This is a genomic window from Serratia sp. BFP-2025, assembly GCF_050880365.1.
In the GTDB taxonomy this organism is placed as follows: domain Bacteria; phylum Pseudomonadota; class Gammaproteobacteria; order Enterobacterales; family Enterobacteriaceae; genus Serratia; species Serratia surfactantfaciens.
In genome coordinates this window covers 851,205-877,553 of record NZ_JBPAFV010000001.1, presented here as the reverse complement: position 1 = coordinate 877,553, position 26,349 = coordinate 851,205, and the positions used below count along the sequence as shown (strand labels likewise).

Genomic DNA, 26,349 nt, shown 5'->3' with positions numbered 1-26,349 from the left:
GCTTCTCGCTGAAATAGTAGGGAGAAACCGCGTGTTTTTTGCGATTTGGCTTAATCTCTAAATCGGGGACTTTCATTTTTTGGTAAGGGTATTGCTATGCAAAATAAAGCGTCACTATCGCCGCTTATCGTCATAACGGCGCTGTTTGCCGCGCTGAGCGGGCTCTATCTGCTCGGCGGCGGCATCTGGCTCGCCAAGTTGGGCGGTTCGCTGTATTACATCATCGCCGGGCTGGTGCTGCTGGCGACCTCATGGCTGCTGTTCCGCCGCCGCGCCACCGCGCTGCTGCTGTACGCGGTGTTCCTGTTGGGCACCACCCTTTGGGCCCTGTGGGAAGTCGGCCCGGACTTCTGGGCGCTGACGCCGCGGCTCGACGTTACCTTCTTCTTCGGCCTGTGGCTGGTGCTGCCGTTTATCTACCGCAAGCTGGTCGCTAACGGCAAGTTCGCCTACGGCGCGCTGAGCGCGGCGCTGGTCATCACCGTCATCGCGCTGGCCTATGCCGTGTTCAACGATCCGCAAGAGATCAACGGTACGCTCGACGCCGCGCAGGTACAGCCGAAAGACACCACCGGCGCAGACTGGCCGGCCTATGGCCGCACCCAGGAAGGCACTCGTTATTCGCCGCTGAGCCAGATCAACGACAAAAACGTCGGCCAGCTGCAAGAGGCCTGGCGTTTCCAGACCGGCGATCTGAAGACCGCCAACGATCCGGGCGAGATCACCAACGAAGTCACACCGATCAAGATCCGCGATACCCTTTACATGTGTACCCCGCACCAGAAGCTGTTCGCGCTGGATGCCGCCACCGGTAAAGAGAAGTGGAAATTTGATCCGCAGCTGAAATATAACCCGACCTTCCAGCACATCACCTGCCGCGGCGTGTCTTACCACGAAACCGCTGCGGCTGCGGGCGCCGCCGGCGACGCCGCACCGGCAATGTGCGCGCGCCGCATCATTCTGCCGGTCAACGACGGCCGTCTATTCGCGCTGGATGCCGAAACCGGTAAACCGTGCCCAGACTTCGCCAACAACGGCGAGCTGAATCTGCAGAGCAACATGCCGTATGCGACGCCGGGCCACTACGAGCCGACTTCGCCGCCGGTGATCACCGATAACGTGATCGTCGTCGCCGGTGCCGTGACCGACAACTACTCCAACCGCGAGCCTTCCGGCGTGATCCGTGGCTTCGACGTCAACAGCGGCAAGCTGCTGTGGGCCTTCGATCCGGGCGCGAAAGATCCGAACGCCATCCCGGCGGACGAGCATCACTTCGTGCCGAACTCGCCGAACTCCTGGGCACCGGCCGCTTATGACGCCAAGCTGGATATCGTTTATCTGCCGATGGGCGTCGCCACGCCGGACATCTGGGGCGGCGATCGCACCCCGGAAATGGAGCGCTACGCCAGCGGCCTGTTGGCGCTGAACGCCTCTACCGGTAAGCTGGTCTGGTTCTATCAGACGGTCCACCACGATCTGTGGGATATGGACGTGCCGGCGCAGCCGACCCTGGCGGACATTACCGACAAGAGCGGCAAAAAAGTGCCGGTCATCTATGTGCCGACCAAAACCGGCAACATCTTCGTGCTGAACCGCACCAACGGCGAGCTGGTAGTGCCGGCGCCGGAGAAACCGGTACCGCAGGGCCCGGCCAAGGGCGATCGCCTGTCGCCGACCCAGCCGTTCTCCGAGCTGACCTTCCGTCCTGAGAAGAAACTGACCGGCGCGGACATGTGGGGCGCGACCATCTATGACCAACTGGTCTGCCGCGTGATGTTCCACAGCCTGCGTTATGAAGGCACCTTCACCCCGCCTTCCGAGCAGGGCACGCTGGTGTTCCCGGGGAACCTGGGCATGTTCGAATGGGGCGGCCTGGCCGTCGATACCGATCGCGAAATCGCCATCGCCAACCCGATCGCGCTGCCGTTCGTTTCCAAACTGATCCCACGCGGCCCAGGCAACCCGATTGAGCCGCCGGAAGGCGACAAAGGCGGCAGCGGCACCGAAACCGGTATCCAGCCGCAGTATGGCGTGCCGTTCGGCGTCACCCTGAACCCGTTCCTGTCACCGTTCGGCCTGCCGTGCAAACAGCCGGCCTGGGGTTACATTTCCGCCGTTGATCTGAAAACCAACGACATCGTGTGGAAAAAACGCATCGGCACCGTGCGCGACAGCTCACCGCTGCCGCTGCCGTTCAAAATGGGCATGCCGATGCTGGGCGGCCCGGTGACCACCGCCGGTAACGTGTTCTTCATCGGCGCCACCGCAGACAACTACCTGCGCGCCTTCAGCGTGACCAACGGTGAAAAACTGTGGGAAGCGCGTTTGCCGGCCGGCGGCCAGGCGACGCCGATGACCTATGAGGTCAACGGCAAGCAGTACGTGCTGATCTTCGCCGGCGGCCACGGTTCCTTCGGCACCAAGCTGGGCGACTATGTGATCGCGTACGCTCTGCCCGATCAGAAGTAACCGTCTGGGTTAATACTCCGCAAAGCACGCCGCAAGGCGTGCTTTTTCTTTTTATGCCCCGCCGAAACGCCCGCCCGCAATACCCCTATTTTTTTCATCTTCATTATTGATAATAATTATCATTCGCAATATTATGGCTTTGTGGCCAGGCAGTGGCCCGCAATCCTTCTCCAGCTTAATGGGCAATACGGCAGTCGGCCGCCTTCAGGCGGCCTTATTCGGAGGCGCATGGTCGACCATACTCGGAAACATCGAAAGAAAATCCTGCAAGCGGCGGTGAAAACGCGGCGCGCCGGCGTAGCGTTCGTGCCGGCCTTTCCCTCCGCCCCGTCTTTTGTCGGTTTGCCTCACCAGACGCAAGCCGTGCTGGTACATTTGATCGGCCATGATGACGCACAGGAGGAACATGAATGAACCTGCAGCCCTTTACCGCCATGCTGATGTTTGCCTACGTGCTGCTGATGGTGCCGCTGCTCTACGTCATCGACAGCCGGCTGAGCGCCAGCAGGCTGGTGCGCAAAGCCACGCAAAACGTCATCATCATCGCGTTGACCCTGCTGTTCTTCAGCGCGATGACGCTGCTGTATTGACGCCCCCCGGCCGCTTACCCTTGCGGCCGCTCTACGGTGTTCAATCCGCCCAAGCGCAGCCAGCGGTAGAGATCCGCGTTGCGTTTGAACCCCAGCTTCCTCATCGCCGCCTGCTTGTGGTTGCTGACGGTTTTCACGCTCAGACGCAGGTTGCGCGCGATGGTGGCCTGCGGTAATTCACTGGCCAGATAGCGCATCACATCCCGTTCGCGGCGAGTAATGCGCTGACGTTCACACCAATAGCAACGGTGTGCGACATCGCCATGCGCCCGCGCCGTCAGTGCTCGCTCCAACTGGCGTAATACGCTGCCCGGCGAGTCGTTGCGGAAAATGACGCCCGTTTCGCTGGCGCAGCGCGGGTTCTCGCGCCAACGGGTATCGTCCGGCACACGCAACGCAAAGTTCATCGGCCGGCCGTCGCTCGCTGACCGCAGGCAGAAACGCGCCTGCCAGTCCCGCGCCACGGACTGAAACACCATATCCGCCCGGTGCGCCAGGGCGGCGTCGAGCAGTTGCACCCGTATGCCGCGACGCGCGAAATACGGCAGCAGCAGTTGCTGCAAACCGTCAATAAAGAAACGGTCATTATCGATAAACGCCAGAGTGATGGTGCTTTCCATCGGCACGCTCCCTTTGAAATAATCCTTCCCGGCCGCCGCCATGACACAGCGCCGTATCGTGGCGGCGCGCGGCGGGATAATGCGGCTACGGCAGCGCCAAAATGGCGACCGATTGGCCCGAATAATTGCCGGCCTTGATGGTGCCCGTCACGCCGAGCGTGGAGGTGATCGGCACCGTGACCCCGCGCGTATCCGCAGTGAACTGATACCCCAGGTTGCCCAGGGCGCCGTTGATGCGCAGCGTGCTGTAGACGCCGGAGCTCCCCAGATCCAGGCGGCCATTGCTGCCGACGCGGATATACATGACGATGTTCATCTTCTGCGAGCAAACCACGCGCAGGCTGCCGCGCGCCGTGTTGCCCGCCAATTCGGTATCCGGCAATACGCCGTGGTTCAGATCGAGCTGTTGCTCATCGATGCCGCACACCCCGACCGGCGGCGGCGCGATGCCGCAGACGCTGCTCGGCATCAGCCGTGCGCTGGACCCCACAACGGCGGAACCGGAACTGGTGGTATAAAACAGCCCCACGCACTCCTGAGTGATGGGATCGCCCACATGTGAGGTGTTGCCGCTAATCGGCAACGGGTAATAGCGCTGGTAATAGCTGCTGAGTTCCCCCATCGTCTTCAGTTTGGTGATCTGCGGATGTGCGGAGGAACCGACAACCGAAGCCGATGGCGTCACATTGGTGCTGCCGCCGGTGTTGGCGCTGGTGTGGCGGTGGTTGATCCCGATCGCACACTGGCTTTTCTGATAGCAAGGGTTTGGCGACGGATCATCCGTATCCCAGCTCTCAAGCACATACTCATATTGGGCGTCACTGGGGGAACCGCTGCTTTTGGTCACGTAGGAGTAAATTTGCGCCGAGCACAGCCCCGGCAGCAGGCCGAGCAGTAAGTACATCGCGCTGAAGTGAACACGCTGCATCGCGTCATATCCTTATTCTGTTTTGCCGGAACCCGGCGCTCATTGGTAGTCCAGACTGAAAGTCGCAATGGCGCTGAAAGCGCCGCGGCCGAGGGTTCGCTTTGCCAACGCTTCCGGTTCGCCGCGCACATAGGCCTGTATGCCAATCACCGTGCCGCCGTCCTGCAACGGGTACTTGCCGCCGGCGCTGTTGAGCGGCAAAGGCTGCCCCTGCAGCGTCTCCATACCGATGGCGATCCCGCGCGCCTGGCTGCTCGCCGCCAGCGCCAGCAGCCCCGGCAGCTGCGCATTCTCCGTTCCTTTGAAGGTGATCGACACCGTCTTGCCCAGGCTGAGATCGCACTGCGCCAACCGCAGCTCGAAAGGTTGCCCCTGCGTGCGCTGGTTCAGGTACAGGTACTTGTCGACCAGCGTGCCGAAATCCAGCTCGATGTCTTCGTCGCCCGGCTGAATAACGCAGGGTTCCGCCACCAGCGCACCGCGCATGCGTAGATTGTCTGCGGCCTGCGCGGCCCCGTTCACGCCCAGCGCCAACAGCACCAGGCCGATAACGCCCCGGCCGCCTTGCGTTGTTTTCACGCTCGCCTCCTCCTTCATTGATACTCGGCCCGCAGCGTCGCCGTGGCCTCGAACGCGCCTTCGGTCAGGGTTTCACCCGATTTGCCGACCGGTACCGCCTCCAGCACCGGCGGCTTGGCCGGATCGACAGGCAGCGCGCTGCCCACTTTGAACGGCTGTGCGTTCTGGTAAATGCGGATGCCCAGATAGCGCCGGTCGGTTTGCACCGCCGCTTCGTCAAACGTCGCGGCGGTGCCGGTCAGGCTCAACAGCATGTCCCATTTGCCGATCCCCGGTTCGCAGCGAATGCGGTAACCGATATTTTGCCGATAGTTCACGCCATCAACCTTGTTAATGCCGACGCGATCGCCGAAGTTCACGTCGATGATCCCGTCATCGTTAATGGTGCAGGGCGGCGGTTCGATCAGCGTGCCGCGAAACTGCATATCGACCGTTTTCTCCGCCCAGGCGAAATGGCACGCCATCCCGGCGCACAGCAGCACGCTCGCCGTAAAACGTAGTTTCATGCTCTCGCTCCCGCGTTACTGGTAATCCACCTTCATGGTGGCGCCCGCGGTGAACTCGCCCGCCGCCAGTTTGGCTGTGGCCGACTTCACCGGCACCGCTTCAAGCGTCGGCGCGGTCGGGTAGGTAAAGTTCAACCACTGGTTGATCGGCCAACGGCGGCCACCGCTCATCAACGCAATGCCCAACCCGTCTTTACTGGTGCGCAGCAGCTGGCCGTCGAAACCGCTCGCCGTCCCCTGTACCTGCAGCTTGAGCCCGTTGCTGCTCTGCCCGCTGCACGTCAGCGTGTAACTCACCGCCCGCCGATAGTTGACGCCATCGATGCGGGTGGTCATCACTTCGTCGCCAAAATCCACTTCGATCGGCCGCCCGCCATTGATGATGCAGGGTGGAGAAAGCACGGTGACCCGCACGTTCACCGTGGTCGCCTGAGCCGGCGGAAGGCCCAGCGCCAGCAGCCCCGCCAACCCAATCAGCGCCCGGCCCCGTGTTATCCTCAGCACCATGTCCTCGCCTCAGTCATAGTTCAGCCTAAAGTCCACCGTCGCCCGATAAGCGCCGGCCATCAACGGCGCCGCAGTCCGCTCCGGTGCCACGCTGTAGCTCAGCGCGTCTTGCCCCGGCGTCAACAGCAGCGGCTCGCCGCGGCTCCCCAGCCGAACGTCGCGGCCACGGCCATCACGCAGGCGCAGCCCCATCCCGGAAACGCCCTGCGCCTTCACCAGCTGCGGGTTGTCGCTGTCTGCCACCGAGGCGAAGCTGACCGTCACCGCCGGCTGATTCGGCGCCCAAACCAGCGCGCCGGTGCGCGCATCACGCTGGCCGCCCGGGGTGCGCAGGCAATCCATCAAACGCAGCTCGAACGCCACCGGCCGCCCGCGATCGCCGGCCTGGCGCATGCGCGCGGTGCCGGTCTCACCCAGCCAGATCTCCTGCCGCGCGCTGGTCATCTCCAGTCGACAGGCGCTCTCCGTCAGCGCGCCGTACACCTGCAGCACGCCATGGGCGCCCTCCACCTGCCAGTTGTCCACCACGTCGGCCTGCGCCGAAGGCATCGCGACCACGCCAAGGCTGAGCGCCAGCATCAACGCGCGCTCGCCGACCTTTCTCCGTTCTCGTTTCATCCTTTTCCCCTGAATGGCTCTCCCGTCGACACCGCCCGCTCACGGTGGGTCATGACGCCGCCCGTTTTTCCGGCACCACCTTGCAGCTCGCGCCGCTGCAGCTGAAGCTCAGCTGCGGCCGGCCGCCGTAATCGTTGATATAGGTCAGCACCGGGCTGCCGCCCAGCCCCGCAGCGCCTACGGTCAGGCGCGCCTGGCTCTTCGGCGCGATCATGAAGGGCTCAAACCCTTTCACGCCCTCACCGCCCTTTTTGCTGCCCGCATCGACGATGGTGATGTAGTACGGCGTCGGGTTATTGACCTGGTAGCTCTCCCCTTGCCGCGTCAGCGTCAGCTGCTCCTGCCATGGCGTCGCCATGTCGGTGCGGCTCGGCACGATCGCCGCCGGGCGATAAAACAGCTTGATGCGCGTCTGCAGCGCGATCTGCAGCGTATTGGGCTTGTTGCTCTTCGGCGGTATCTCGCGCAGGTTGAAGTAGTACAGCGTCTCCCTGTCCTGCGGCAGCTGTCTTGCCGCCGGCAACGCCTGAATCTTGATCTGGCTCGGCTTACCCGGCTCGATGCGCTGCACCGGCGGCAATACCACCAGCGGGCTTTGGATTTTGTTGCCCTGCTCGTCCTCCAGCCACCCCTGCGCCAGGTACGGCAGCTGCTTATTCTGATTGCTGAGATTGAGGCTGACCGAGTTCTGGCCGCCGTCGAAGATCACCCGGGTACGGTCGAGCGCGATCGCCGCCTGCGCGTGCTGCGACACCGTGGCGCCCAACAGCGCGAACGCCGCTGCGGTTTTCAGAGAAAAAATTTGCATGTTGTCGATAACTCCAGATTCAGGGTGATGGGTTTATTCAACCGGGGCCGATTGCGCTGCGGCGATCGGCCGACACGGCAGCAGCAGCGTGCGCGTCAGCATGTCGGCCGGCAGCGTTGCCGGCAGCTGCACCTGGCACTGCGCCGCGCCGCTCCAGTGCAGCGTCATGCTCTCACCGGCTCTGACGCCGCTCAGGTACACGCTGCCGCCGTCATTGACGATGCCGGTCTCTTGTTTGCGGGCGTTCAGCACCGTGGCGCCGAACGGCGGCGTGCTGCCGTCCGCCTGTTTGACGATCGCCATCGCTTTCTCGCCGGCGATAACGTCAAACTGACGGTAGCCGATCGCGCCTTCGGTCAGGGTGGCCTGCACCACCGAGCGGGTGGCTTCGGCGTTGTCGCCCAGTTTGTCCAGATCGATGCTGGCCTTGTTGCGGTAGTAGCTGTTGACGTCCGCCACCACCGCCTTGCCGAAGCGGTTGGTGCGAACGGTGCTGCCGTAGCCGCGCACCGGCACCCCGCCCACGCCGTTGGTGTCCAGCAGCAGGCGCGTGCCGCCGATCATGCCGACGCGGTGCAATGCGCCGCCCTCCGGCGTCAGCGTCGCGCCGCCCTGCGCGGACACCCCCACGGCGCTGTAGCGCCCTTCCTGATAGCTGGCGTTGGCGCTCAGGCGCGCCGCATCACCCTCGTGGTTGTAGTAGCCGCTCAGGTTGGCACCATGACGGGCGCTGCCGGCGCTCAGTTGGTAATTGTTGTGTTCATCGACTCGCTGGTAGTAACCCACCCGGTTCGTGGTGTCGTTACGGTTCACCGTGCTGTTGTAGCTGAGCGTGGCGCCGTTGCCCCACGGCATCGACAGCGACAGGTACACGCCGTCGTCGTTGGTGTCGTTGTAACGGTTGCGATAGGCCGACAGCGACAGGTTCAGGTTTTTTATCTCGCCGAGATCGAAGTAGCTCGACAGCGTCAGGTTGTAACGGTCGTTGGACGGGCGATCCCAATAGGTCTGGTGGCTGTAGTTGAGGTAGCTGCTCAGCCCCCAGTCGCGGAACTGCTTGTTGAAGGTGATGGTGTACATCTCCTTGTTGTTGCCGACCCGGCTGCCGTAATAGCGCGCGTCGAGATACTCGCTCATGCTCATGAAGTCCTCTTCCGAGAAGCGATAGCCGGCGAAGGTGACCTGACTGTCCAGCTCGTCGAACGTTTTCGAATAGCTCACCCGGTAAGAGCCGCCGCTGAGCGTCTCGTCTCGCTGCGGCAACCGCGCCCGCGACTGGGTGGCGTCGAACGACAGCGCGCCGAACATCATCAGATCGCGGCCGACCCCCAATGACAGCGCGTTATAGTCGCCGCCCAGCAACGCACCGCCATACAGCGACCAACCGTTGCTGACGCCCCAGGAAAACTCGCCGGTGCCGAACAGCGGCCCGCGTGAATGGTGTTGCCAGTCCGACGGTTTGCCGGCGGCCAGTTTGAAGCGCCACGATCCGGGGCGCGTCAGGTAAGGAATGCTGGCGGTATTGACCTTGAACGCTTGCACGCCGCCGTCCTGTTCCTCCACCCGCACGTCCAGCTCGCCGGTGACGGCGTCGTTGATGTCCTGAATGCGGAACGGCCCCGCCGCCACCTGGGTTTCATAGATCACCCGCCCCTGCTGGCTGATGGTCACCTTGGCGTTGGTCTTGGCGACCCCAACCACCTCAGGCGCATAGCCGCGCAGGTTGGGAGGCAGCATGTTGTCGTCCGACACCAGGCTCGCCCCCGAGAAACGAAAGCTGTCGAAAATGCCCGAATCCAGATAGTCCTCGCCGAGCGTCAGGCGCGAGCGCAGCGCGGAAACGGCCCGATAGGCGTAATAGCGGCTCCAATCCAGGCGTTTTTCCGTGGATTGCCCGCTGCCGGTCTGATGATTGACCTGCCCCTGCCAGTCGGCGCGCAGACGCCACGCGCCCAGGTTGGCGCCGGCGGTGCCGTTGCCGCTGACGCTGTAACCACGCGTGCCGCCCTGCTGCTGCTGTCGGCTTTGTGCGTTGACGTTGTAATCGAACAGCAGCCCTGGAATGCCCTCATCCCAGCGCGACGGCGGATCCCAGTCATCCGAGCTGTATTCCAGGTAAGCCTGCGGCACGCTCAGGTACAGCGTCCCCGTCGCCAGATCGCCCCGCGACACCATGCCTTTCAGGCTGGACTCATCCAGACACTCGCCCTGATGCCACCAGGTGAGCGATTGCATCGCCGCCGATTTCAGCCCAAGCTGATCGACCAACGCTTTAGCGACGCAGGCGCGGCTGCCGGCAGGATCGTTGTCCGGCGGATAAAAAGCGATTTTCTGCTCGGGCAACTCGCTTTTATTGAGATGAACCACCATGCCGTAACTTCCCGGCATAATGTATCCGCTGCGGGAAAATTGGCTTAGGTCGATATTTTTGCGATCGTTCACGTCCAAAATGTCGGCATTAAACTGAACGCCATCTTCGGCATAGACCCGCGTTGATGAACTTCCCAGCGCCAGCGTGATACATAATCCCAGCACCTGAAAACGAAATAGCTTCCCAGCAGGCGACAACATCATATCCCTAACCTTATATCGTATAATTCTGGCGTTGCGGCTTGCCGCAATAACAGCGCTCAGTAATAATCCAGCTTGAACCGCACGGCGGAAAAATAGCTTCCCGCACGCATCGGCTGGTTATTGGCAACCAATTTAATGGAGTAATTGAGCGACATGTTGCCCGGCGTTATATCGCCCAGAGGCAATGGCCGGCCAGGCGCGGCGATATTCCCCAGGTCATCGGATATTTGCAGCGCGATGCCTTTCGCCTCACCGTGCACGCCGAATAAGTCGCCGTCGGCGTCGCCGTCGAAAACCACCTGAAACTGTCGCCAGTCCGGTAAATTCGGCTTTGGACGCTCAAGCGTGCAGTTGATTAATTCGATGGTGAATGGGTGCGTATTCCCTAAGCCGTCGCGCATAATATTTCCCGTCGGCATCACGGCCATATCGATAGTCTGCTCGCGGCTGCCGGCGGCAATCGCACAAGCGGTATCAATAATGGCTCCTTGCATATTTACGCGCCCCCAGCCTTGAGAGCCGGACGCCGCCGACACGGCCGGGATCAACAGCGTGGCCATCAATATGCAAGGAGACACTAAAGGGTGAATAAACCGGCGCATTGAACCTCCTGACACTTGCCTTCCCTCCAGGGAAAATGCATGCGGGGGCTCCCGCATGCAAAAAGTCACGCCAATGGCGCAGGCTTACTGGTAAGCCAGCTTGAAATCGGCCACGGCGGTGAAGTCGCCCGGAACCACGGCGGAGGAAGCGCCGTCGCCCTGCAGGTAAGCCGCGAAGCGCAGCGTGTTGGTGCCGGTACCCAGGTTCTGTGGAGCCGTTGCGGTGCCCAGCTTGATCGGGTTGCTGGCGGTGTCGGTGATGGCGATGCTGGCGCCGCTGGCGGTGCCGACGATGCCCAGCAGGTCCTTGTTGGCGGTAGAGGCTTTGCCTTCGAAGGTGGTGGTGACAGTTTTCAGCGTCGAGTTGTCGCACTGTTCCAGCTTAATATCGAACTGGCGCGGCGCTGATTTGCCGCCATTTTTCAACGCAACGTTGGACACCTGGCCCATATCCACGGTCTGGTCCACGGTCTCGGGAGAAATGGAGCAAGGCGCATCAATAATGGAACCGGTAAACGTCACTTTGCCATGCCCTTGATCGGCAGCATGCGCCAGAGAAGAAACGCCAAACGCCAGAACTGCTGTCAGCATGATTTTGTTCAGTTTCATAATTCACTTATTCCTTTAATTTATGTAAAAAGCGCAGGATCTCTCCCGTTCCTTTAACAGTTATTTATACAGTCCAGAATTAAAACGGTATTATTCGCAGCCAAAACAAATTCTCGCGATAGTTAAACCGCAACTTTCATTTCACCATCACTCGTTTTAGGTACTCAGCGAAACCCATGCTGATGAGGAAGAAAAATAATCAAACCCGTGAACTTCCGTGAATATTTACCGCTCCACGGATAATTCAACTAAGATTCAACTCACTCGTTTGTTTCGGCCCAAATATTGTTACAAAAACCGTCACAATTTGAAAAGCCATTCCCGCCAAAAGCAATAAATACGAGATATAAGCCCAAAAACCACAGGGCAGATATATTTTTTCGAGACAACAGATCGTAAAATTAATAACCTCAGTCGATTATCTCGTAAAATATATATCATGCGACATTATTGATCGCCTTTTTTCTATTTGCGTTATAATGATTCGGAAATGGAAAGGGAGGCTTATCAATTCGGTCTGGTGAAAACCAGCACCGGGCAGTAAACCATGGAGAAAAACAATGAAGCACAGCCATTACATACAGCAGGCTGAACATTTAGCCACCCCATTACCGCTCCCGATACATGAACGTCGCAGGTTTATAGCAGCGGAAATATCGGGTTCAGGCAGGCGTTCGCTACCGGTTCAGGAGGGGTATTGCCGGGACAGGACATTATTTTCCGGGCGACGCTTATCGTTATATCAAAACTCGGCTGAAGTTTAAGGGAGGCTGACATGATAAAACGCACGTCAAAACAACAAGAATTACAAAACCTGCAGCAGCATTTATTAACGACGCTGCACCGTCTCTGCCCTTCGGCCAACGGCATGGCCCCGCCGCCGCCCGGTGAGTGGCCCACCACTCGTCAGCTGGCCGAGTCCAACGACATCACCATCTATCAGGCGCGCAACTTGCTGTTGAACCTGGCCGGCAGAGGTAAAGTGTTGGTCACGCCGGGGCCGGTCAACAAGTCGTTGCGCTGGTACCCTTCCCTCTGATACACGATTTCGCCTGCCGGCCGCTCAGGGCGCCGGCAGGCTGCGCGCAGGCAAGATTAGCCGGCGTCCGTGCGCCGCACGCGCGGATATTTCCACAGCCAGCGCCCGCTGACCATGCGCCAGTAGAACAAGGCGCCGCGCACCGCCCAATCGAGGAACATCCCCAACCAGACGCCCACCACGCCCATGCCCAGCTCAATGCCCAGCACATAGCCGGCCACCACGCGGCAGCCCCACATGCCGAGCATCGTCACCCACATGGCAAAGCGGGCGTCGCGCGCGCCTTTCAGCCCGGCGGGCAATACCCAGGAGGCGGCCCAGATCGGCATAAAGGCGGCGTTTAGCCAGATCAGGGTTTTCACCACCGTTTTCACATCATCCTGCGAGGTGTAAAACGCGGCGAACACCCCAGCCAGCGGCGCCGTGCCCCAGGCGATGGCGGTCAGCCCGAGGGTCGAAAGCCAGAAAATATGGCGCAGCTGCCGCTCCGCCTGACCTATCTCGCCTTTGCCGAGCCGCCGGCCGACGATGATGGTCGAGGCCGATCCCAGGGCGTTGCCCGGCAAGTTGATCAGTGAAGCGATGGAGAAGGCGATGAAGTTACCGGCGATCACGTTGGTGCCCATGCCGGCGACGAACATCTGCGTCAACAGCTTGCCGCCGTTGAACAACACCGATTCGACGCTGGCGGGAATGCCGATCCCCAGCACTTCCCACAGGATGCTCATTTTCAGCGGTGTGAAATAGCTTTTCAGCGTGATGTGCAGCGCCGGGTTAAAACCGATCGCCAGCACATAGAGGATGGCGATCGTGCCGATATAGCGGGAAATCGTCAGCCCCAGCCCGGCGCCGACGAAGCCCAGACCGTGCCAACCCAGCATGCCGTAGATCAGGATGCTGCTGATGATGATATTGAGGATATTCATGCCGCCGTTGATCAGCAGCGGGATCTTGGTGTTGCCCGCGCCGCGCAGCGCGCCGCTGCCGATCAGCGCAATCGCCGCCGCCGGGTAGCTCCACACCGTGGTTTGCAGGTAAGAGAGCGCCAACGCTTTCACTTCCGGCGAGGCCGCACCGGCGATCACATCGATGATCTGCTCGCCCGCCAGATGAATGCCCGCCGCCAGCAACAGCGCCACGGCGGTCATCAGCACCAGCGACTGGCGCGCCGCGGCCCGCGCCCGCCGGCGATCGCGCTTGCCGAGGCTGAAGGCCACCACCACGGTAGTGCCGAGATCCACCGCGGCAAAAAAGGCGATGATCACCATGTTGAAGCTGTCTGCCAGCCCCACCCCGGCCATCGCCTCTTTACCGAGCCAGCTCACCAGAAAGGTGCTCAGCACCCCCATCAGCAAAACACAGGCGTTTTCCAGAAAGATTGGCACCGCCAGCGGCGTGATCTCGCGCCAAAACAGTACGCGGTAACTTTTCCGTTTGGCATACCAGGGCGTATTTTCCACGCGCTGACGCAGGGCGGCATACAGGTTCAAGATGGGCTCGATGGGTAAAAGTGAAACATCATTTCAAATGATGAGCGATAAATCGTTATCCTGCAAAGAATTTTTGGGCGCCCATGACGAGCGCCCGAAAGGGGGACGGCAACGCTACTCCATGTAGTCTTCCTGATCGGCCTGCGCCGCCGCGATAAAGCGCGCCGTGCTGCGGCTGAGCGCGGCGCATTTTTCCGTCAGCAGTTGATTATCATGTTGCAGGGTCAGGTAACGCGCCTGAGTGAGCGCCGGTAACTGCCGATACCCGGCCGCATGCGTATCCCAGCCGCGATGCTGCGCCGCACGCATCGCGGTGCGCTGCAGTTTCACGTCGTCCGGCACCTCGCTGCGCCCGCAGTCCACACGCAGAAAGTGCCCGCCGGCGAGCATCGAAGCGATATGATCCAACTGCGCCTGCAGCGGCGGCGCCGGCTTATGCGCCGTCTGCTGGCAACCCGCAAGCAGCAGCAACGCCACCGCGCCGCAAAGAGAAGTGCGAAACAGAGTAGACATGAAAGCCCCCGGAAAAGCGGTAGATGATGTGATGATCTTAGGCGAGCAGATGCCGGGCGGCAAGGCGAGCGGCACGCTCAGCGCCGACCGTTGCTGACCTTGGTGGCGCGGGCGGGGTTGCCGGCAACGAATTCCAGCGTGGGGGAATAGTAAAACGGCAGCCAGGCGTTATAGCCACTCTCCCACTCCCACTTGACCGGGCAGGGCCACAGCATGTCTTCATGCAGGATGTAATAGATCCACCGCCCGGGCGGACGGCGCGGTTTACGCATTTTCATAACGGATACAACGGCCTGATGGCGTGCGATAAGATCAACTGCTGCATTTTACCGCGATTTCGGCCGCGGGGACAGCCTGCGTTGCCCTGCGTAGGTCAGCCGTTGCTCGCCGGGTCACCGCTCGCCGCCCCCAGCACCACTACCCTATCTGCCGAGTCGATCGTCGACTTTCTGTGGGCGACAATCACGCGCGTGATATTCAATGAAGATATCGCCCGGTTGATCGCCAATTCATTCTCAACGTCCAGATGGCTGGTCGCTTCATCCATAAACAGCACGCTCGGCCGCCGGTAGAGCGCACGCGCAATAAATAAGCGTTGTTTTTGCCCGCCGGAGATGCCGTTCCCCAACTCGCCAATCAGGGTTTCGTAGCCCATCGGCATCTGCATGATTTCATCGTGAATGTTGCTGTGCACCGCACAAGCGACAATCAACGCCTTATCGGCATTGACCTCGAAACCGCTGATGTTTTCCGCGATGGAGCCGGAGAACAGCCGGTCGTCCTGCAGCACGCAGGCGATCGCATTACGGTAGTTATTCACCCCCACTTTATGGATATCCATAGAGTCGGCCAATATTTGGCCTGAGGTCGGGCTGAGCAGGCCGCACATCACCTTCAGCAACGTGGTCTTCCCGGCGCCGGAGACCCCCACCACGGCCACGCTTTCACCGGCCGCAATGCACATGTCCAGGTCTTTAAATATCGGCCGGGACAGCGCGTCATATTGATAGGTGAGGTTTTTAACCTCGACGGCAACGCCCTTGCCCGGTTGAAATATCTGCCGCGGCGCGGATTCCGGCTCCGCATCGGTAAACACAATGTCGGATATCCTCTCATTATGCAGCGACAGCATGCGCAGCCCGATCGCCAGATCGATCAGGTTGGAAGCCCGCTGCGAGAATTGGCCGCGGTAGGCGTTGAACGCCATAAACATGCCGAGCGTCATCGAGTTGTCGATGACCATCATGGCACCGAGCCAAAGTATCGCCACCTGATCGAGCGTGGTGATGAAGGTGTTGATCCCGCCGAACATCATATTGAATCGGGTGATTTTGATATTGGTATTGGCTGCATCGACGTTCAAATTGAGCCAATAGCTGGAGCGCGTGTCCTTGATGCCGAGCGCTTTGACCGTAGAGACGCCGTACAGCGTCTCCATGAAATGGGAATTGGCCTTGGCCGCCTTGACGATTTGTTCTTCCGAGAATTGGCGGTAGGTTCGGTAAGTCATCATCCTGATGAGGATATAGACCAAGGTGAAGCCTGACACAACCCAGACCAGCCATCCGCCGTAGACCATCATCATCACGAACAGGCCAACCGTCATGATGCCGTCGATGATCCCGCTGACGATATTATTGGTAAAGGTGGTTCTGATCGCATCCAACGAGGAAAATCGCGATTGAATATCCCCCAGGTGCCGTTTCTCGAAAAAATCCAGCGGCAGCTTTAACAGATGCTCGAACAGCGTTGTCTTCCACTGAATGTCGGTCAGCGTCCCCAGTACGATGGAAATCCAGGCTCTGGCAATACTGACCACGGCGCGAAACAGGGTGAAGAAGATCAGCCCCAAACAAATGACCGTCAGCAAACTGTAGTCGTGCGCCTGAATGACATGGTCGGTCACCAGTTGGGTCCCCACGGGCAGCAGCAGGTTGACCGACTCAATGACGATAGATAACGCAAAAATCTTGAGCAGCGTCCCCGGCAGCCCCTCGATGTTTTTCATCAAATCCAGCAGGCGCAAGCGGGTCTTTAGCGTCTCTTTCTGAAACGCCCTGTCGGGCCACAGCTCCAGCGCAATGCCGGTAAAATGATTCGACATCTCTTGCAGGCCGATCACTCTGCGCCCGAAGGCGGGATCGTGGATCACAAAGCTGGCGCGGCGAACCTTCACCAGCACCACGAAATGGTTCATGTTCCAATGCAATACGCAGGGCGTTTTCAACTGGTTGACTTCATCGATGTCCAATGACAGCGCGCGCGTCTTGAGCTGAATCTGCGAGGCGATTTGTGAAATGGTACCCAGGGTCGCGCCTTGGGTGGAGATGCCGAATCGCTGCCGCAGGCTCAGCATGTCCACATTAAACCCGTAATAGGATGAAATCATGGCGAGGCACGCCAGGCCGCATTCAGATGACTCCGACTGCAAGATGCTCGGCACCCGTTTGCGCAGAGAGAAGATTAACTTCTCGTTGATCCGTTCAAAGAGATTATGATCCTTCATCGACTCTCCCCACCACGCTGTTTTTTATGTCATACAAAGGCGCTACCGCCCATTGATAAAGCGGTTTCTTATCCAGAAAGACAATCACTCTGGCCTGCAGCCCGCTGCTGATTTCCAGATATTTTCCTTTGTCGCTGAATTGCGTATCGCTAATGGACGCCAACACTTTGTAGTAGGCGTTCCTCTCCCTTTTATTGCCGCTGCTGTATTCCGACATCTCCTGCGGCGAAGCCGGAACAGAGGAGATCGACTCAATTCGCCCCGGGAACTGACCGAATTTGTCCGAGGGAAAAGCTTCGTAGCGAATGTTGATGCCATCGCCGATTTTTACGTAGGGCAAACTGTTATTCGGCAGCCACAACACCAGGTAATATTTGATGTTTTCAATCGGCTTGATCTGCGCCAGGCTGCTGCCGCTCTCGACCACCTGCCCGGCGGTCACGCTCAGAGACTCGATTTTCCCTTTCAGGGGCGCTTTGATGATCACCTGGTCGCCAGCATTGGATTCCGCCAATTGACGTTGCAATTCGCTGCGTTGCGATTCGCTTTGCGAAATTTGATTGTCGTAATCGGCGGCGCGAATAAGCAGATCGCTGCGCAACTGCGACAGCTGGATATTCTGCTGAATCTTTTGGCTGTTGAGCGCCTGATAGGAGCTCTGCTGTTGCTGAAAGAGCGAACGCTGATAGTTCAACTGATCCTTGGTAATCAATCCTTTGGTCAGGTAATGCTCATAGTTTTTTAAACTCTCCCTCATTTTTTCCATGCCGTCTCGGGCATTGAGATTAAGTTTTTCCGTTTCTTTATACGCTAACTCATAGCTATTGATCTGTTTTCTCAGGTTATCCAGCATGGCGTCTTTGTTTTTATTCAGCTTGCTGATAATCGAATCCAGATTGCCAATCTGTTTGTTGATTTCACTGGCGGCGATATGGCTGACATTGCCTGAGGCCGTGCTGCGCGACACATCAATGACGTATAGCGGTTCGTCTTTTTCCACCACATCACCGGCCTGATGAAAAGATCGATTCACGTAGCCATATTGAGAGGAGAAAACGTTGGTCGAATGCGGAATGCTGATCACCTCGCCCTCGACATCGACCCTGCGCGTATACTCACAGAAATAGAGCGCGCCCGCTAAAATAAGAATAAAAATAAAGCACGTAACGGCAATCACATAGCTCGACGCACCGGAAATTAACAGCGCTCTGCCGGTCCATCTTTGACGTTGATAATTAACCGCCTCCTGGCGGAAAATATTTCTGCTCTTATTTTCACTCATAGGAAGAGCCTGCGCATGCCTGACCGAGAGACAGCCGCAGCGAAAATGCTGCGGCCTTGGACAACGATATTGATTTAGCTGATGGTGCCGTTAATCAGCCCATCGAGGCCTTTTTTGGAGTATTCCAGGGTGGTATCCCAGCCGATAACGGCGGCGGCTACGCCGCTGGCTACCCCGCCCAGGATGCCGCCGGCCACCATGCCGACGCCCTGGCCAATGGAACCGACGCCCAGCAGGCCGCCGCCGTCACCGCCGTGCTTACCGCCGATAACGGCGCCCGCCATGCTGCCGACGGAGGCGCCCAAAGCGACCGACGAAACGGCTTCCGCGGCATTCGCGACGGCGCTGCCAATCAGGCCGGCCAGTCCATTGCTCATATCCCAGGAGTAGGCGCCTGACACTTCATTCATTTCGATAACAGACAGTTCTTTCATAGGTTAATCTCCATATTTAAACGGACAAACACCGCCATACATGCGTGTTGTCATTGCATTGGCATCGGCCTGCAGCGCCGGATGCCACCAATAATGTCGCGGGAAAAAACGACATTATATTTTGATGAGGCTCCCTTAATTCTGCGTAATCGTGAATGTCATCACCGCATCGGCCTGTCCGGGGCTAATGTCTCCCGTTTGCTTATATCGCGCCATTAAGGGAATTCTGATCTCTTTTTCTGCAGCGGTGTGATAGTTAATCGGCCGGGAAAAAGCGATCGGATTACGGTTCTCGTCCAAGACTTCTACAGCAACGCCCTTTGCCGCATCGGAGCCGTCGGCAATATCGATCATGCCTACGCCCGGAGAACTTCCCGCCGCTTCAAACGTCACCTGCACCGGAATATTGTCTTCCTGGCATTGCAAGACCACGAAGAAGTTGCGTTCCGAAGAAACCGCGCTGCTGCCGACCCCGTTAAACTCGCTGCGTTTTGGGCTGCCTAAATTCACCGTCTGATTTTTATAATTCAAATCAACCAGGCAACTTTTCTGAATGACCTTCATGCCGGAAATGCTCAAATCCAATACCGAGGTCGAGTCCAGATAATATCTGGCGATAATCTTCCCCCCCATATCGCCGCCGGTTTTTATCGGGCCGGTTTTGATGAACGTCAGCCTGACATCGTTGCGGTTGATCCACGGCGTCAGCAGATTGGGCGAAATCGCCGTATTGAAAGGCACGTTCTTATTGCTCTGCCACAGGTCTGAAATCGTCACCCCTACGCCGTCAATGCCCGTTTCAAACACGCCGGGCAGCGCACTCGGCGTCAGCGGCGACATGGAGCGATAGGCGACCGAGCCCGAACAAAGAAAAGAAAACGTGGTGCCACTGATACTGTTTTCCGTACGAACAGCCAACTGCTCGCCGATTTCAATACGCGGATCCACGGCCAGGGTCAGCAACCCCATGCGGATGGTTTTTGCATTTGTGCTACAGGTGCCGGCATAGGCCAACGTCGTTAGCGTTGCCAGCCACAGCAGGGCGCCGTAACGGAATATCCTGAGAAAAACGTTCATTTTCACTCTCACTTAACAAGTCATGATGGATACCGAGCGAGACTTATTGGCAAACTCCATTGAGGGTTTGGATCCCTGCTGCGGGTTTCTCCGCCGGCAGTTGATAACTGATGCGGCATTGATGCTCGGCATTTCTCCCCCACTGCACGATGAGCCGGCCTTGCTCCGCCATGCCGGACAGATAAACCAACCCATCGCCGCCAATCAGGAACGGCTGCGCCGAATGCCCGGCATCGCGTACGCTGGCGCCCAGAGGGAGAGGAACCCCATGCGGATCCGTGACTCTCATCAAGATCCTGTTGCCGACGTTAGCCTTGAAGTTCGCCCGGCTCACCGCACCGCGGGTCGGAATGACCGACTGATTGGTCAACGCCAGATCGACATCATCCGGTAAACTTTCCACATCAAGACGAATCGAGTTGTTGCGATAAGGCGTGGCGTAAGGAACGATCGCGTAGCCGCGCCAGTCGGTTTTCACCCCGACCTGGTTGCCGACCGCCACATCGCTGGCGCCGGCCGCCGTCACCAGCGCCGCCGTCTCGCCAAAAGGCTGGCCAAAGGTGACGCCGTCTTCGTGAGCGATCACCCCGCCTTTCACCCCATAGTTGACGCGCTGCTGGCTGCGATCGTAGGCGTACCCCGCGACGACTTCGCCGTAAGTCGCGCGCCAGTCAAGATTCGCATTGCCGCTGTTGCCCTGGCCCTGATTGCCATACCCTTCCTGCACGCTCCAGTTGAGGTTATTGCCGGCCAGCGCCGTGCCGTTGAGCCCCGCCGTATGGCTGGTGTTGCCCTTTTGGCTGGTATTGAGGCTGTAAGTGGCGTAGGTATTGCTCAACCATTTCTCCAATGGCACGCTGATATTGAAGGCAAACAGCTGGTCGCGATCGTAAATACGCCGCTGCCCTCGGTTTGAATCACCGTAAATAGCCTGAGAATTGCGGTTGTAGCTGTAGTTAAAGCCGTAGCTGATGCCATTCCAGCTATTGTTGTAACCCGCCCCCAGCGACTGCATGCTGCGCTCGGAGTTCCAGTAATCTTCGCTGACCGCGCTGAGTGACAGCGAACCGGCCCCCTGCCATAAATTCTGGCTGAGTGTAATCTCGGCGCGGTTCTTGCGGCGATCTATCGGGGCGTAGCGGTTGCCGCCGCGATAGGTATCCAGCACTTCCTGCAGCCCGTAATATCCGCTGGTCGAATAGCGATAGCCGGCAATGGCGAAGTTGGTGCCGGTTTCAACGATGTTTTTGCTGTAGCGCACGCGCCACGACTGGCCATCGCTTTTCGCTTGGTGTTCCTGTTTTGCCCAGGCCTGAGTCACGTCCACCGACAGGGCGCCGAACTCCCCCAGGTTTTTACCTGCTCCCAATGCCAGCGATTGGTACGGACCGGCGAATTGTCCACCGCCATAGAGCGTGAAGCCGGCCGGCAAGCCATAAATCAGGCTGGCCTGCGTGAAGATCTTTTTCTCCACGCTGTGATCGTAGGTGCGGTATTGGCCCGACGTCAGCGAGTATTTCAGGCGTCCTTCGCGTTGCAATACCGGCAAGCTGGCAAAGGGAACGGTCATATGCTGTTCGCTGCCGTCCGCCTCTTTGATAGTCACGTCCAAATCGCCGCTGCCACCGGTCGGATACATGTCGGAAATCTCGAACGCACCCGGCGCGACGTAGCTCTGGTAGATGACATAGCCGTTTTGGCGAATCACCACTTGCGCGTTGCTGCGTGCGATGCCGCGCACCACCGGCGCATAGCCGCGCAGGCTTTCCGGCAACATATCGTCATCGGACGCCAACTGCGCACCGCGAAACGACACGCTGTCGAACACATCGGACGGGCTGCTGCTTTCACCGAGCGTCAGCAAACTCTTCAGCCTGATGATATTGCGCTGGGCGTAGGTATAGACAGTATCCCAGCGATCTTCAGACGGCTGCCCTCCGCCGCCGCTGTTGTAGCTCCAGGTGGTATAATTTCGCACCCGCCAGGCGCCCAGATTGAAGCCTGGCCGCAGGTTGAGGTAGTAGCTGCTGGCGCTCTGGGTAAAACGATCGCGCCCCTTGCTGTTGCTGCCGGTGAAGCCATAGTTGAGCAGCATCGCCGGCATCCCTTCGTCCCACAGTTCGGGCGGCACATAGCCGCGTATCCGATTTTCCAACGCCGCCTGGGGAATACTCAGCATCAACCGCTGGCGGTTAAATTGAAATTGCGCCGTGGCCTGCGGAATAGCGGCCAAATTCACGCACTCTTCAGCGCGGTTCAACGCGGGAAATCGCTCGACTTTCACGCCGAGCCGCTGCAGATCCTCCTTCGTCAGGCAAGGTTGCAAACCCGCTTTATCGTCGCCGCCGGGCTTGATGACAAAACGAACTTCACGCGTCTCCATCAGCATGTCATTCACCCAAATATCCACCCGGTACTTGCCGGGCACCTGGTTGCCGTTTTCAAAAACCGACAGGTCGATATGCTGTTGGCCCGAACGCCCCGTTTCCAGCAACGCCGGATTAAAGTAGTCACGAGAAAAGGCAGGATTGGCCATATTGCCGCATACCGCCGTGGTTGCCGTGAATAAGACTACGCGTTTCAGCCAAGCATCCCGCTTCGCTAACATACGCTTGTGCGTTATCATTCATTAGCTCCATTATTGAATTTGTTATTTCCTGCTGTGGCCCTTCCCCAGGCGGTTAAATACCTGACTGATGCTCCTTACCGGTGCCGCCATAGTCATTAATTAATTTCCAGCTGACCGACGATGCGCCGGAAACCGGCACTGAAAACATTTCGCTGCTCATCGGCGCGATATAGGTCACCTCTTTCATTTCACGCCCACCGATGCGAACATAATGAAAGTTCATATAATAAGGCGTGGGATTGGTCAGTTTTAATTCCTTGCCGACGCGTTGCCACGTCAACTGTTGAGCCACATCCTCGGGAACCTGTTTGAGCAACGCCGCGGGGCGATAAATAAGTTTGATGCGCGTTTTCACCGCGATCTGCAACGTGTTAGATTTGGCCGTATGTTCTGTCGAAGGAATGGATTTTATATTCATCCAATACAGGCTCTCTTTATCCTTCGGCAAGTCATCACCAACACGCACGATGCGCAACATATTCTCCTGGTGACCATCCAGGCGGAATAAAGGCGGCGTAATGATAAATGCAATCTTATCGACGCCGCTCTGTTGATTATCCAACCAGGACTGAATCAAATAAGGCTCGCTGTCCGGGTTATCGACGCTGATTGACGCCTCTTTTTTTTCGCCGTTGAAAATCACTCGCGTTCCGCCGACAACCACACCGGCCTGAGCCGTGGAAAAAAACAATAAGAAAACGAAGCCCGCCAGGGCACTGCAGCGACTAAACCGCATAATATTATCTCCAGGCAATACGGCCCGCTGGAAACCAGCGGGCAAGAAAATATTATCAGTTGTAATTCAGCGTGAAGGTGGCGACACCGTTGGCTTTACCGGCAGTCACATCCGCAAGCGTAGAAATATAACGCGCGGTAAAATCAAGGTTGTTTTTCACGCCGCTGCCGGAGGCCAGCGGATAGGCCGTTGAGGCGGTGTAAAGCGGAAGAACATTGTTAGAAATATCAGACAGCTGGATGCCAACGCCCGTGGCGACATCCGTTTCCTGGGTCAGCTGCAATACGTTGCTGTCGCCATTGTCGGCCGCACCGTCGAACTTAACGGTAGCGCTTTTCACCGTATCAGGACAATCCGTCACTTCCAGCGTAAATTTAGTCGCCGAGGACGTGGATCCCTTGCCACCCGCAAATGCCGTTCGGGCCACGTCGCCCAGAACAACATTTAATGGATTACTCAAGTCATTTGTGACCTTGCATGCGGCATCAACAATATTCCCGGTAAAATTAACCTGCCCGTCTGCCGCCAGGGCCGGTAGAGCACTCGAAAAAGTCGCCGCAACCAATGCCAACACAATCACTTTTTTTTCCATCATGGGTACTTCTCCTTTTGATTAGATAAACTGCAAAATATCCCCATCACGGCTACCCCGTGACAAGGAGAATAGGAGCTCCGCCCCTTTCACAGTTAATTATGCTTGGCTTTCCCTCTTTAGCAATACATAAAATCAATGTAAGAATGAGAAAAGACAATTACCCCAAATCGAATTGGCATCATTCTTATTTTTATTTTAAAAAAACCAAAAAAACGATGTTTCTCGACTCATTAACCTGGGCGAACAGAGAATTATTTTCACCCAACCTTCACGCTATCGCACGAGCTAATCCACTCATTTCCACCTCAGACGACAAGCGAAAATAACAGGCGCCGTCATAAAAAGTAAAAATATCCCAAGCAGGCCAGATGCCAGCGGCATTTGTATCTTGCAAAGGGGGATCACGCTTCAGCGACAGAGCAAATTTCGGGAGCAGAAAAGCAAAGATAAGAAGATGTGGTGCCATGAGAATGGGCATTTACCGGCACTTCATAAAATATAAAAGCGCTGACGATAAAATCAGCGCAATAATGATGTAAACAGAAGGCACCGGCAATAGAAAACGGTTCCCCTCTGATGTAGGCTAATTAAGCGGCATATCCGCACGTTCCAGGCTCAACGCATAATTTGCCCCCTCTCCACCTTATTTTTTAGCGTGATTAATCGTCATGACGATAATCCTCGCCGAGCCCTCTGCCCGGTAAAGTTTCACACGCCAGGCCATCGCCTGCCGGCGCGGCGATCGGATAGCGATCGTCAGGCGTGATAAATACCGGCGAGGTCGCGATATAGCCATCGCTGAACTCGGCTTCGATAAAGGTGGCCGCCCATCCCTGCGCAGGGGTAACCAGCCGAAATTCGCCGAGGTTCTCCCCCGCGGCCGCCAGCGGCGCCGAAGTAAAACGCACGCCGCACGAGTAACGAAAATCTCGGGCCGCGCGGTTATGCGCCGTCCAACGCGACACCCTGACCGGCGGTTCGGAAAAGCGCAGCGTGCGCAATGCAGCCTCTGAGGCGCTGCTCTGTACCTCGATCGTCGGTAACGCAATATCACGCTGTCGACGATTCACCAGAGCCAGAACAGCGCGTTCGGCGGCCTGCCGGCTTACCGCGCGATCGCCGTCGGCGATGGCTCGCAGCGAGATTTCCCCCGGCAGTTTATGCAAATAAAATCGCGTGCTGTCGGGCGGATAACGCTCGTCGCCGCCGGCGATGATGAGGTACTTCGGCACCGGCGGCCGCTCGCGCCCAACCGGCAAGGGGTATGCGGTGGGATCCTCAATTTGCATCAGCTTGTCAAACGCCGGGGTCTCTATGCGCCGATCGATGCCAAGTTGATAATAAGGATGGAACGCCAAAGGCCAACGCCCGCCATACGTGCGATAGGTATGCTTCATCACTTGCCGCGCCGCGATCCCATCAGGGAAAATGGCAACCACAGCATCGATGCGTTGATCTGAACGCGCCGCCAGCATGGCCGCGGTTCCTCCGTCAGCCACGCCCGCGACGATAAATTTGTCGATCCCCCATTGGCGCAACTCGCGCTGCGCCAGCGTCATGGCTTGTGACAGCGCCGCCGTCATCGGGATATGCAGCGGCATCATCAAATATTCATCCGCATCGTCCAGGAACAATCGCCACCCTCTGGCTCGGCTCTCCTCTCCTGAACGGCGGCGCCCCTCATTCTGGTATTCCAGGTACGGGTAAGGCAGCCGATTGACCACCACCACCACCGTTTTGCTCTGCGCCGCCAACGCCTCGGCGGAAAACGCCGCTTTCTGATTACCTGTCGCTTTCGGTCCGGCAGCGCTGCACGCACAGTCATCGTCCATCACCAGCAGCGCTTTACGGGTGAGAGCGCCGTTGGGAATATAAATGTCCACGTCGTGCCACCATTGCGTCGGCCGGATGGCGTCTTGCGGCGACCAGGATTGCGACATCAGCCGATAATGACGAATTTCCGTGTCATGACCGCTATCCACGCTTTTTAATGAAAATGACAGAGGCAGCGTGGCCAACTGCTGGTTATAGCAAGGTATGACCGTCTGTAGCGATGGGGACTCACCCGCAAAGCAGATGTCTTCCTCGTTGGCCGCAGCGTACCGGCAGACGGCCAGCGCCAGCCAAACCAAGATCATGTAAGCGGATATTTTTAACATGTTTCCCTCACGATGGTTGACGTTGCTTCGCCCCTCCAGGCTGGCGAAGCGGCAAACAGGCATCAGCGGCCTTATGAAGCACGATGAAATAATATCGGATAGCCGAAGCTGTCCTTTTCGAACGCCACGTCTTTCTCGTTTTCTCCCAACAGCACGCTGTAAATGCTGTTTTCCTGATAACGACTCATGGCGACGTAGAGCACCACCTCGCGATGATCCGTCAAGGTGAACTGCCTGCTCCTGGCATTGATTTCCAACGTGAACGCCACCACGGGATTGTTGTTTAAGAATACCGAGGTCTGTCTCATGGAGACGATTCTGGCCTGCGCTTTCTCCGCGACCTGAAAGGGAGTAGTGTCACTGGGGTAGCGGATATCCATCTTCTTTTGGATATAGATGACGTTAAACACCGCCAATGCCACCGCCACAAAAAGGTTGATTACCATAATCAGCATGATTTTATTCGCCATTCATCCTCC

26 protein-coding genes are annotated in these 26,349 nt (G+C 58.1%); 3 read left to right on the top strand and 23 right to left on the bottom strand.

Translation table 11 applies throughout. From position 1 onward, the window contains the following. The first annotated feature begins 96 nt into the window (after positions 1–96). Both ACRAWE_RS03985 and ACRAWE_RS03980 read left to right on the top strand, forming a co-directional pair. A complete protein-coding gene (locus tag ACRAWE_RS03985) occupies positions 97–2,469 on the top strand; it encodes a glucose/quinate/shikimate family membrane-bound PQQ-dependent dehydrogenase (RefSeq protein WP_019453468.1) in 2,373 nt (790 codons plus the stop codon). A gap of 410 nt (positions 2,470–2,879) precedes the next feature. Further along, complete coding sequence (locus ACRAWE_RS03980) at positions 2,880–3,059, top strand: hypothetical protein (RefSeq protein ID WP_019453466.1); 180 nt, start codon at positions 2,880–2,882, stop codon at positions 3,057–3,059. Positions 3,060–3,073: 14 nt separating this feature from the next. On the opposite strand, the gene ACRAWE_RS03975 is transcribed toward ACRAWE_RS03980, so the two are convergent. From ACRAWE_RS03975 to ACRAWE_RS03930, 10 genes are all read right to left on the bottom strand, one after another. Beyond that, positions 3,074–3,679 (bottom strand): helix-turn-helix transcriptional regulator, encoded by a 606-nt coding sequence (locus tag ACRAWE_RS03975; RefSeq protein WP_025159863.1) that lies wholly within the window; start codon positions 3,677–3,679, stop codon positions 3,074–3,076. Between the two features lie 85 nt (positions 3,680–3,764). Further along, on the bottom strand, positions 3,765–4,607 hold the full coding sequence (locus ACRAWE_RS03970; RefSeq protein ID WP_063918613.1) for a hypothetical protein: 843 nt from the start codon (positions 4,605–4,607) through the stop codon (positions 3,765–3,767). A 39-nt stretch (positions 4,608–4,646) separates the two neighbouring features. Next, on the bottom strand, positions 4,647–5,204 hold the full coding sequence (locus ACRAWE_RS03965; protein WP_019453463.1) for a fimbrial protein: 558 nt from the start codon (positions 5,202–5,204) through the stop codon (positions 4,647–4,649). Beyond that, positions 5,201–5,692, bottom strand: a complete 492-nt coding sequence (locus ACRAWE_RS03960; protein WP_019453462.1) for a fimbrial protein — start codon at positions 5,690–5,692, stop codon at positions 5,201–5,203. The genes ACRAWE_RS03965 and ACRAWE_RS03960 overlap by 4 nt, the downstream gene beginning before the upstream one ends. A 15-nt stretch (positions 5,693–5,707) precedes the next feature. After that, on the bottom strand, positions 5,708–6,199 hold the full coding sequence (locus tag ACRAWE_RS03955) for a fimbrial protein (RefSeq protein WP_025159864.1): 492 nt from the start codon (positions 6,197–6,199) through the stop codon (positions 5,708–5,710). A gap of 9 nt (positions 6,200–6,208) precedes the next feature. After that, positions 6,209–6,817 (bottom strand): fimbrial protein, encoded by a 609-nt coding sequence (locus ACRAWE_RS03950; protein WP_050439758.1) that lies wholly within the window; start codon positions 6,815–6,817, stop codon positions 6,209–6,211. A gap of 49 nt (positions 6,818–6,866) precedes the next feature. Continuing rightward, positions 6,867–7,625, bottom strand: coding sequence for a fimbria/pilus periplasmic chaperone (locus ACRAWE_RS03945; RefSeq protein ID WP_019453459.1), 759 nt, complete (start codon positions 7,623–7,625; stop codon positions 6,867–6,869). 33 nt (positions 7,626–7,658) lie between these two features. After that, a complete protein-coding gene (locus ACRAWE_RS03940) occupies positions 7,659–10,199 on the bottom strand; it encodes an outer membrane usher protein (RefSeq protein ID WP_432524911.1) in 2,541 nt (846 codons plus the stop codon). Positions 10,200–10,255: 56 nt separating this feature from the next. After that, positions 10,256–10,801: a fimbrial protein gene (locus ACRAWE_RS03935; protein ID WP_432524909.1), complete on the bottom strand. Its 546-nt coding sequence runs from the start codon at positions 10,799–10,801 to the stop codon at positions 10,256–10,258. Positions 10,802–10,885: 84 nt separating this feature from the next. Next, complete coding sequence (locus ACRAWE_RS03930; protein WP_019453456.1) at positions 10,886–11,410, bottom strand: fimbrial protein; 525 nt, start codon at positions 11,408–11,410, stop codon at positions 10,886–10,888. A gap of 775 nt (positions 11,411–12,185) precedes the next feature. Here ACRAWE_RS03930 and ACRAWE_RS03925 point away from each other — a divergent pair. Further along, entirely contained in the window at positions 12,186–12,449 is a 264-nt protein-coding gene (locus ACRAWE_RS03925; RefSeq protein ID WP_063918616.1) for a FaeA/PapI family transcriptional regulator, read from the top strand. Positions 12,450–12,505: 56 nt separating this feature from the next. On the opposite strand, the gene ACRAWE_RS03920 is transcribed toward ACRAWE_RS03925, so the two are convergent. From ACRAWE_RS03920 to ACRAWE_RS03860, 13 genes are all read right to left on the bottom strand, one after another. Further along, complete coding sequence (locus tag ACRAWE_RS03920; RefSeq protein WP_432524906.1) at positions 12,506–13,939, bottom strand: EmmdR/YeeO family multidrug/toxin efflux MATE transporter; 1,434 nt, start codon at positions 13,937–13,939, stop codon at positions 12,506–12,508. 114 nt (positions 13,940–14,053) lie between these two features. Next, positions 14,054–14,452 carry a type II secretion system pilot lipoprotein GspS gene (gspS, locus tag ACRAWE_RS03915; protein ID WP_432524904.1) on the bottom strand — a complete coding sequence of 133 codons (399 nt, stop codon included), beginning with the start codon at positions 14,450–14,452 and terminating at the stop codon, positions 14,054–14,056. Positions 14,453–14,529: 77 nt separating this feature from the next. Beyond that, positions 14,530–14,730: a hypothetical protein gene (locus ACRAWE_RS03910; RefSeq protein ID WP_019453451.1), complete on the bottom strand. Its 201-nt coding sequence runs from the start codon at positions 14,728–14,730 to the stop codon at positions 14,530–14,532. A 95-nt stretch (positions 14,731–14,825) separates the two neighbouring features. Next, a complete protein-coding gene (locus ACRAWE_RS03905) occupies positions 14,826–16,958 on the bottom strand; it encodes a peptidase domain-containing ABC transporter (RefSeq protein WP_019453450.1) in 2,133 nt (710 codons plus the stop codon). Then, a complete protein-coding gene (locus tag ACRAWE_RS03900) occupies positions 16,945–18,240 on the bottom strand; it encodes an HlyD family secretion protein (RefSeq protein WP_019453449.1) in 1,296 nt (431 codons plus the stop codon). The genes ACRAWE_RS03905 and ACRAWE_RS03900 overlap by 14 nt, the downstream gene beginning before the upstream one ends. A 74-nt stretch (positions 18,241–18,314) precedes the next feature. Continuing rightward, on the bottom strand, positions 18,315–18,674 hold the full coding sequence (locus ACRAWE_RS03895; RefSeq protein WP_019453448.1) for a hypothetical protein: 360 nt from the start codon (positions 18,672–18,674) through the stop codon (positions 18,315–18,317). A 135-nt stretch (positions 18,675–18,809) separates the two neighbouring features. After that, positions 18,810–19,751 carry a fimbrial protein gene (locus ACRAWE_RS03890; protein WP_025159868.1) on the bottom strand — a complete coding sequence of 314 codons (942 nt, stop codon included), beginning with the start codon at positions 19,749–19,751 and terminating at the stop codon, positions 18,810–18,812. A gap of 43 nt (positions 19,752–19,794) precedes the next feature. Then, positions 19,795–22,377: a fimbria/pilus outer membrane usher protein gene (locus ACRAWE_RS03885; protein ID WP_063918617.1), complete on the bottom strand. Its 2,583-nt coding sequence runs from the start codon at positions 22,375–22,377 to the stop codon at positions 19,795–19,797. A gap of 55 nt (positions 22,378–22,432) precedes the next feature. Next, entirely contained in the window at positions 22,433–23,116 is a 684-nt protein-coding gene (locus ACRAWE_RS03880) for a fimbrial biogenesis chaperone (protein ID WP_025159869.1), read from the bottom strand. Positions 23,117–23,171: 55 nt separating this feature from the next. Continuing rightward, a complete protein-coding gene (locus ACRAWE_RS03875; RefSeq protein ID WP_071532816.1) occupies positions 23,172–23,711 on the bottom strand; it encodes a fimbrial protein in 540 nt (179 codons plus the stop codon). 268 nt (positions 23,712–23,979) lie between these two features. Then, on the bottom strand, positions 23,980–24,189 hold the full coding sequence (locus ACRAWE_RS03870; RefSeq protein ID WP_432524899.1) for a hypothetical protein: 210 nt from the start codon (positions 24,187–24,189) through the stop codon (positions 23,980–23,982). Positions 24,190–24,370: 181 nt separating this feature from the next. Continuing rightward, positions 24,371–25,870: a PhoPQ-activated protein PqaA family protein gene (locus ACRAWE_RS03865; protein WP_063918618.1), complete on the bottom strand. Its 1,500-nt coding sequence runs from the start codon at positions 25,868–25,870 to the stop codon at positions 24,371–24,373. Between the two features lie 71 nt (positions 25,871–25,941). Further along, complete coding sequence (locus ACRAWE_RS03860) at positions 25,942–26,340, bottom strand: hypothetical protein (protein ID WP_019453442.1); 399 nt, start codon at positions 26,338–26,340, stop codon at positions 25,942–25,944. Positions 26,341–26,349 lie beyond the last annotated feature (9 nt).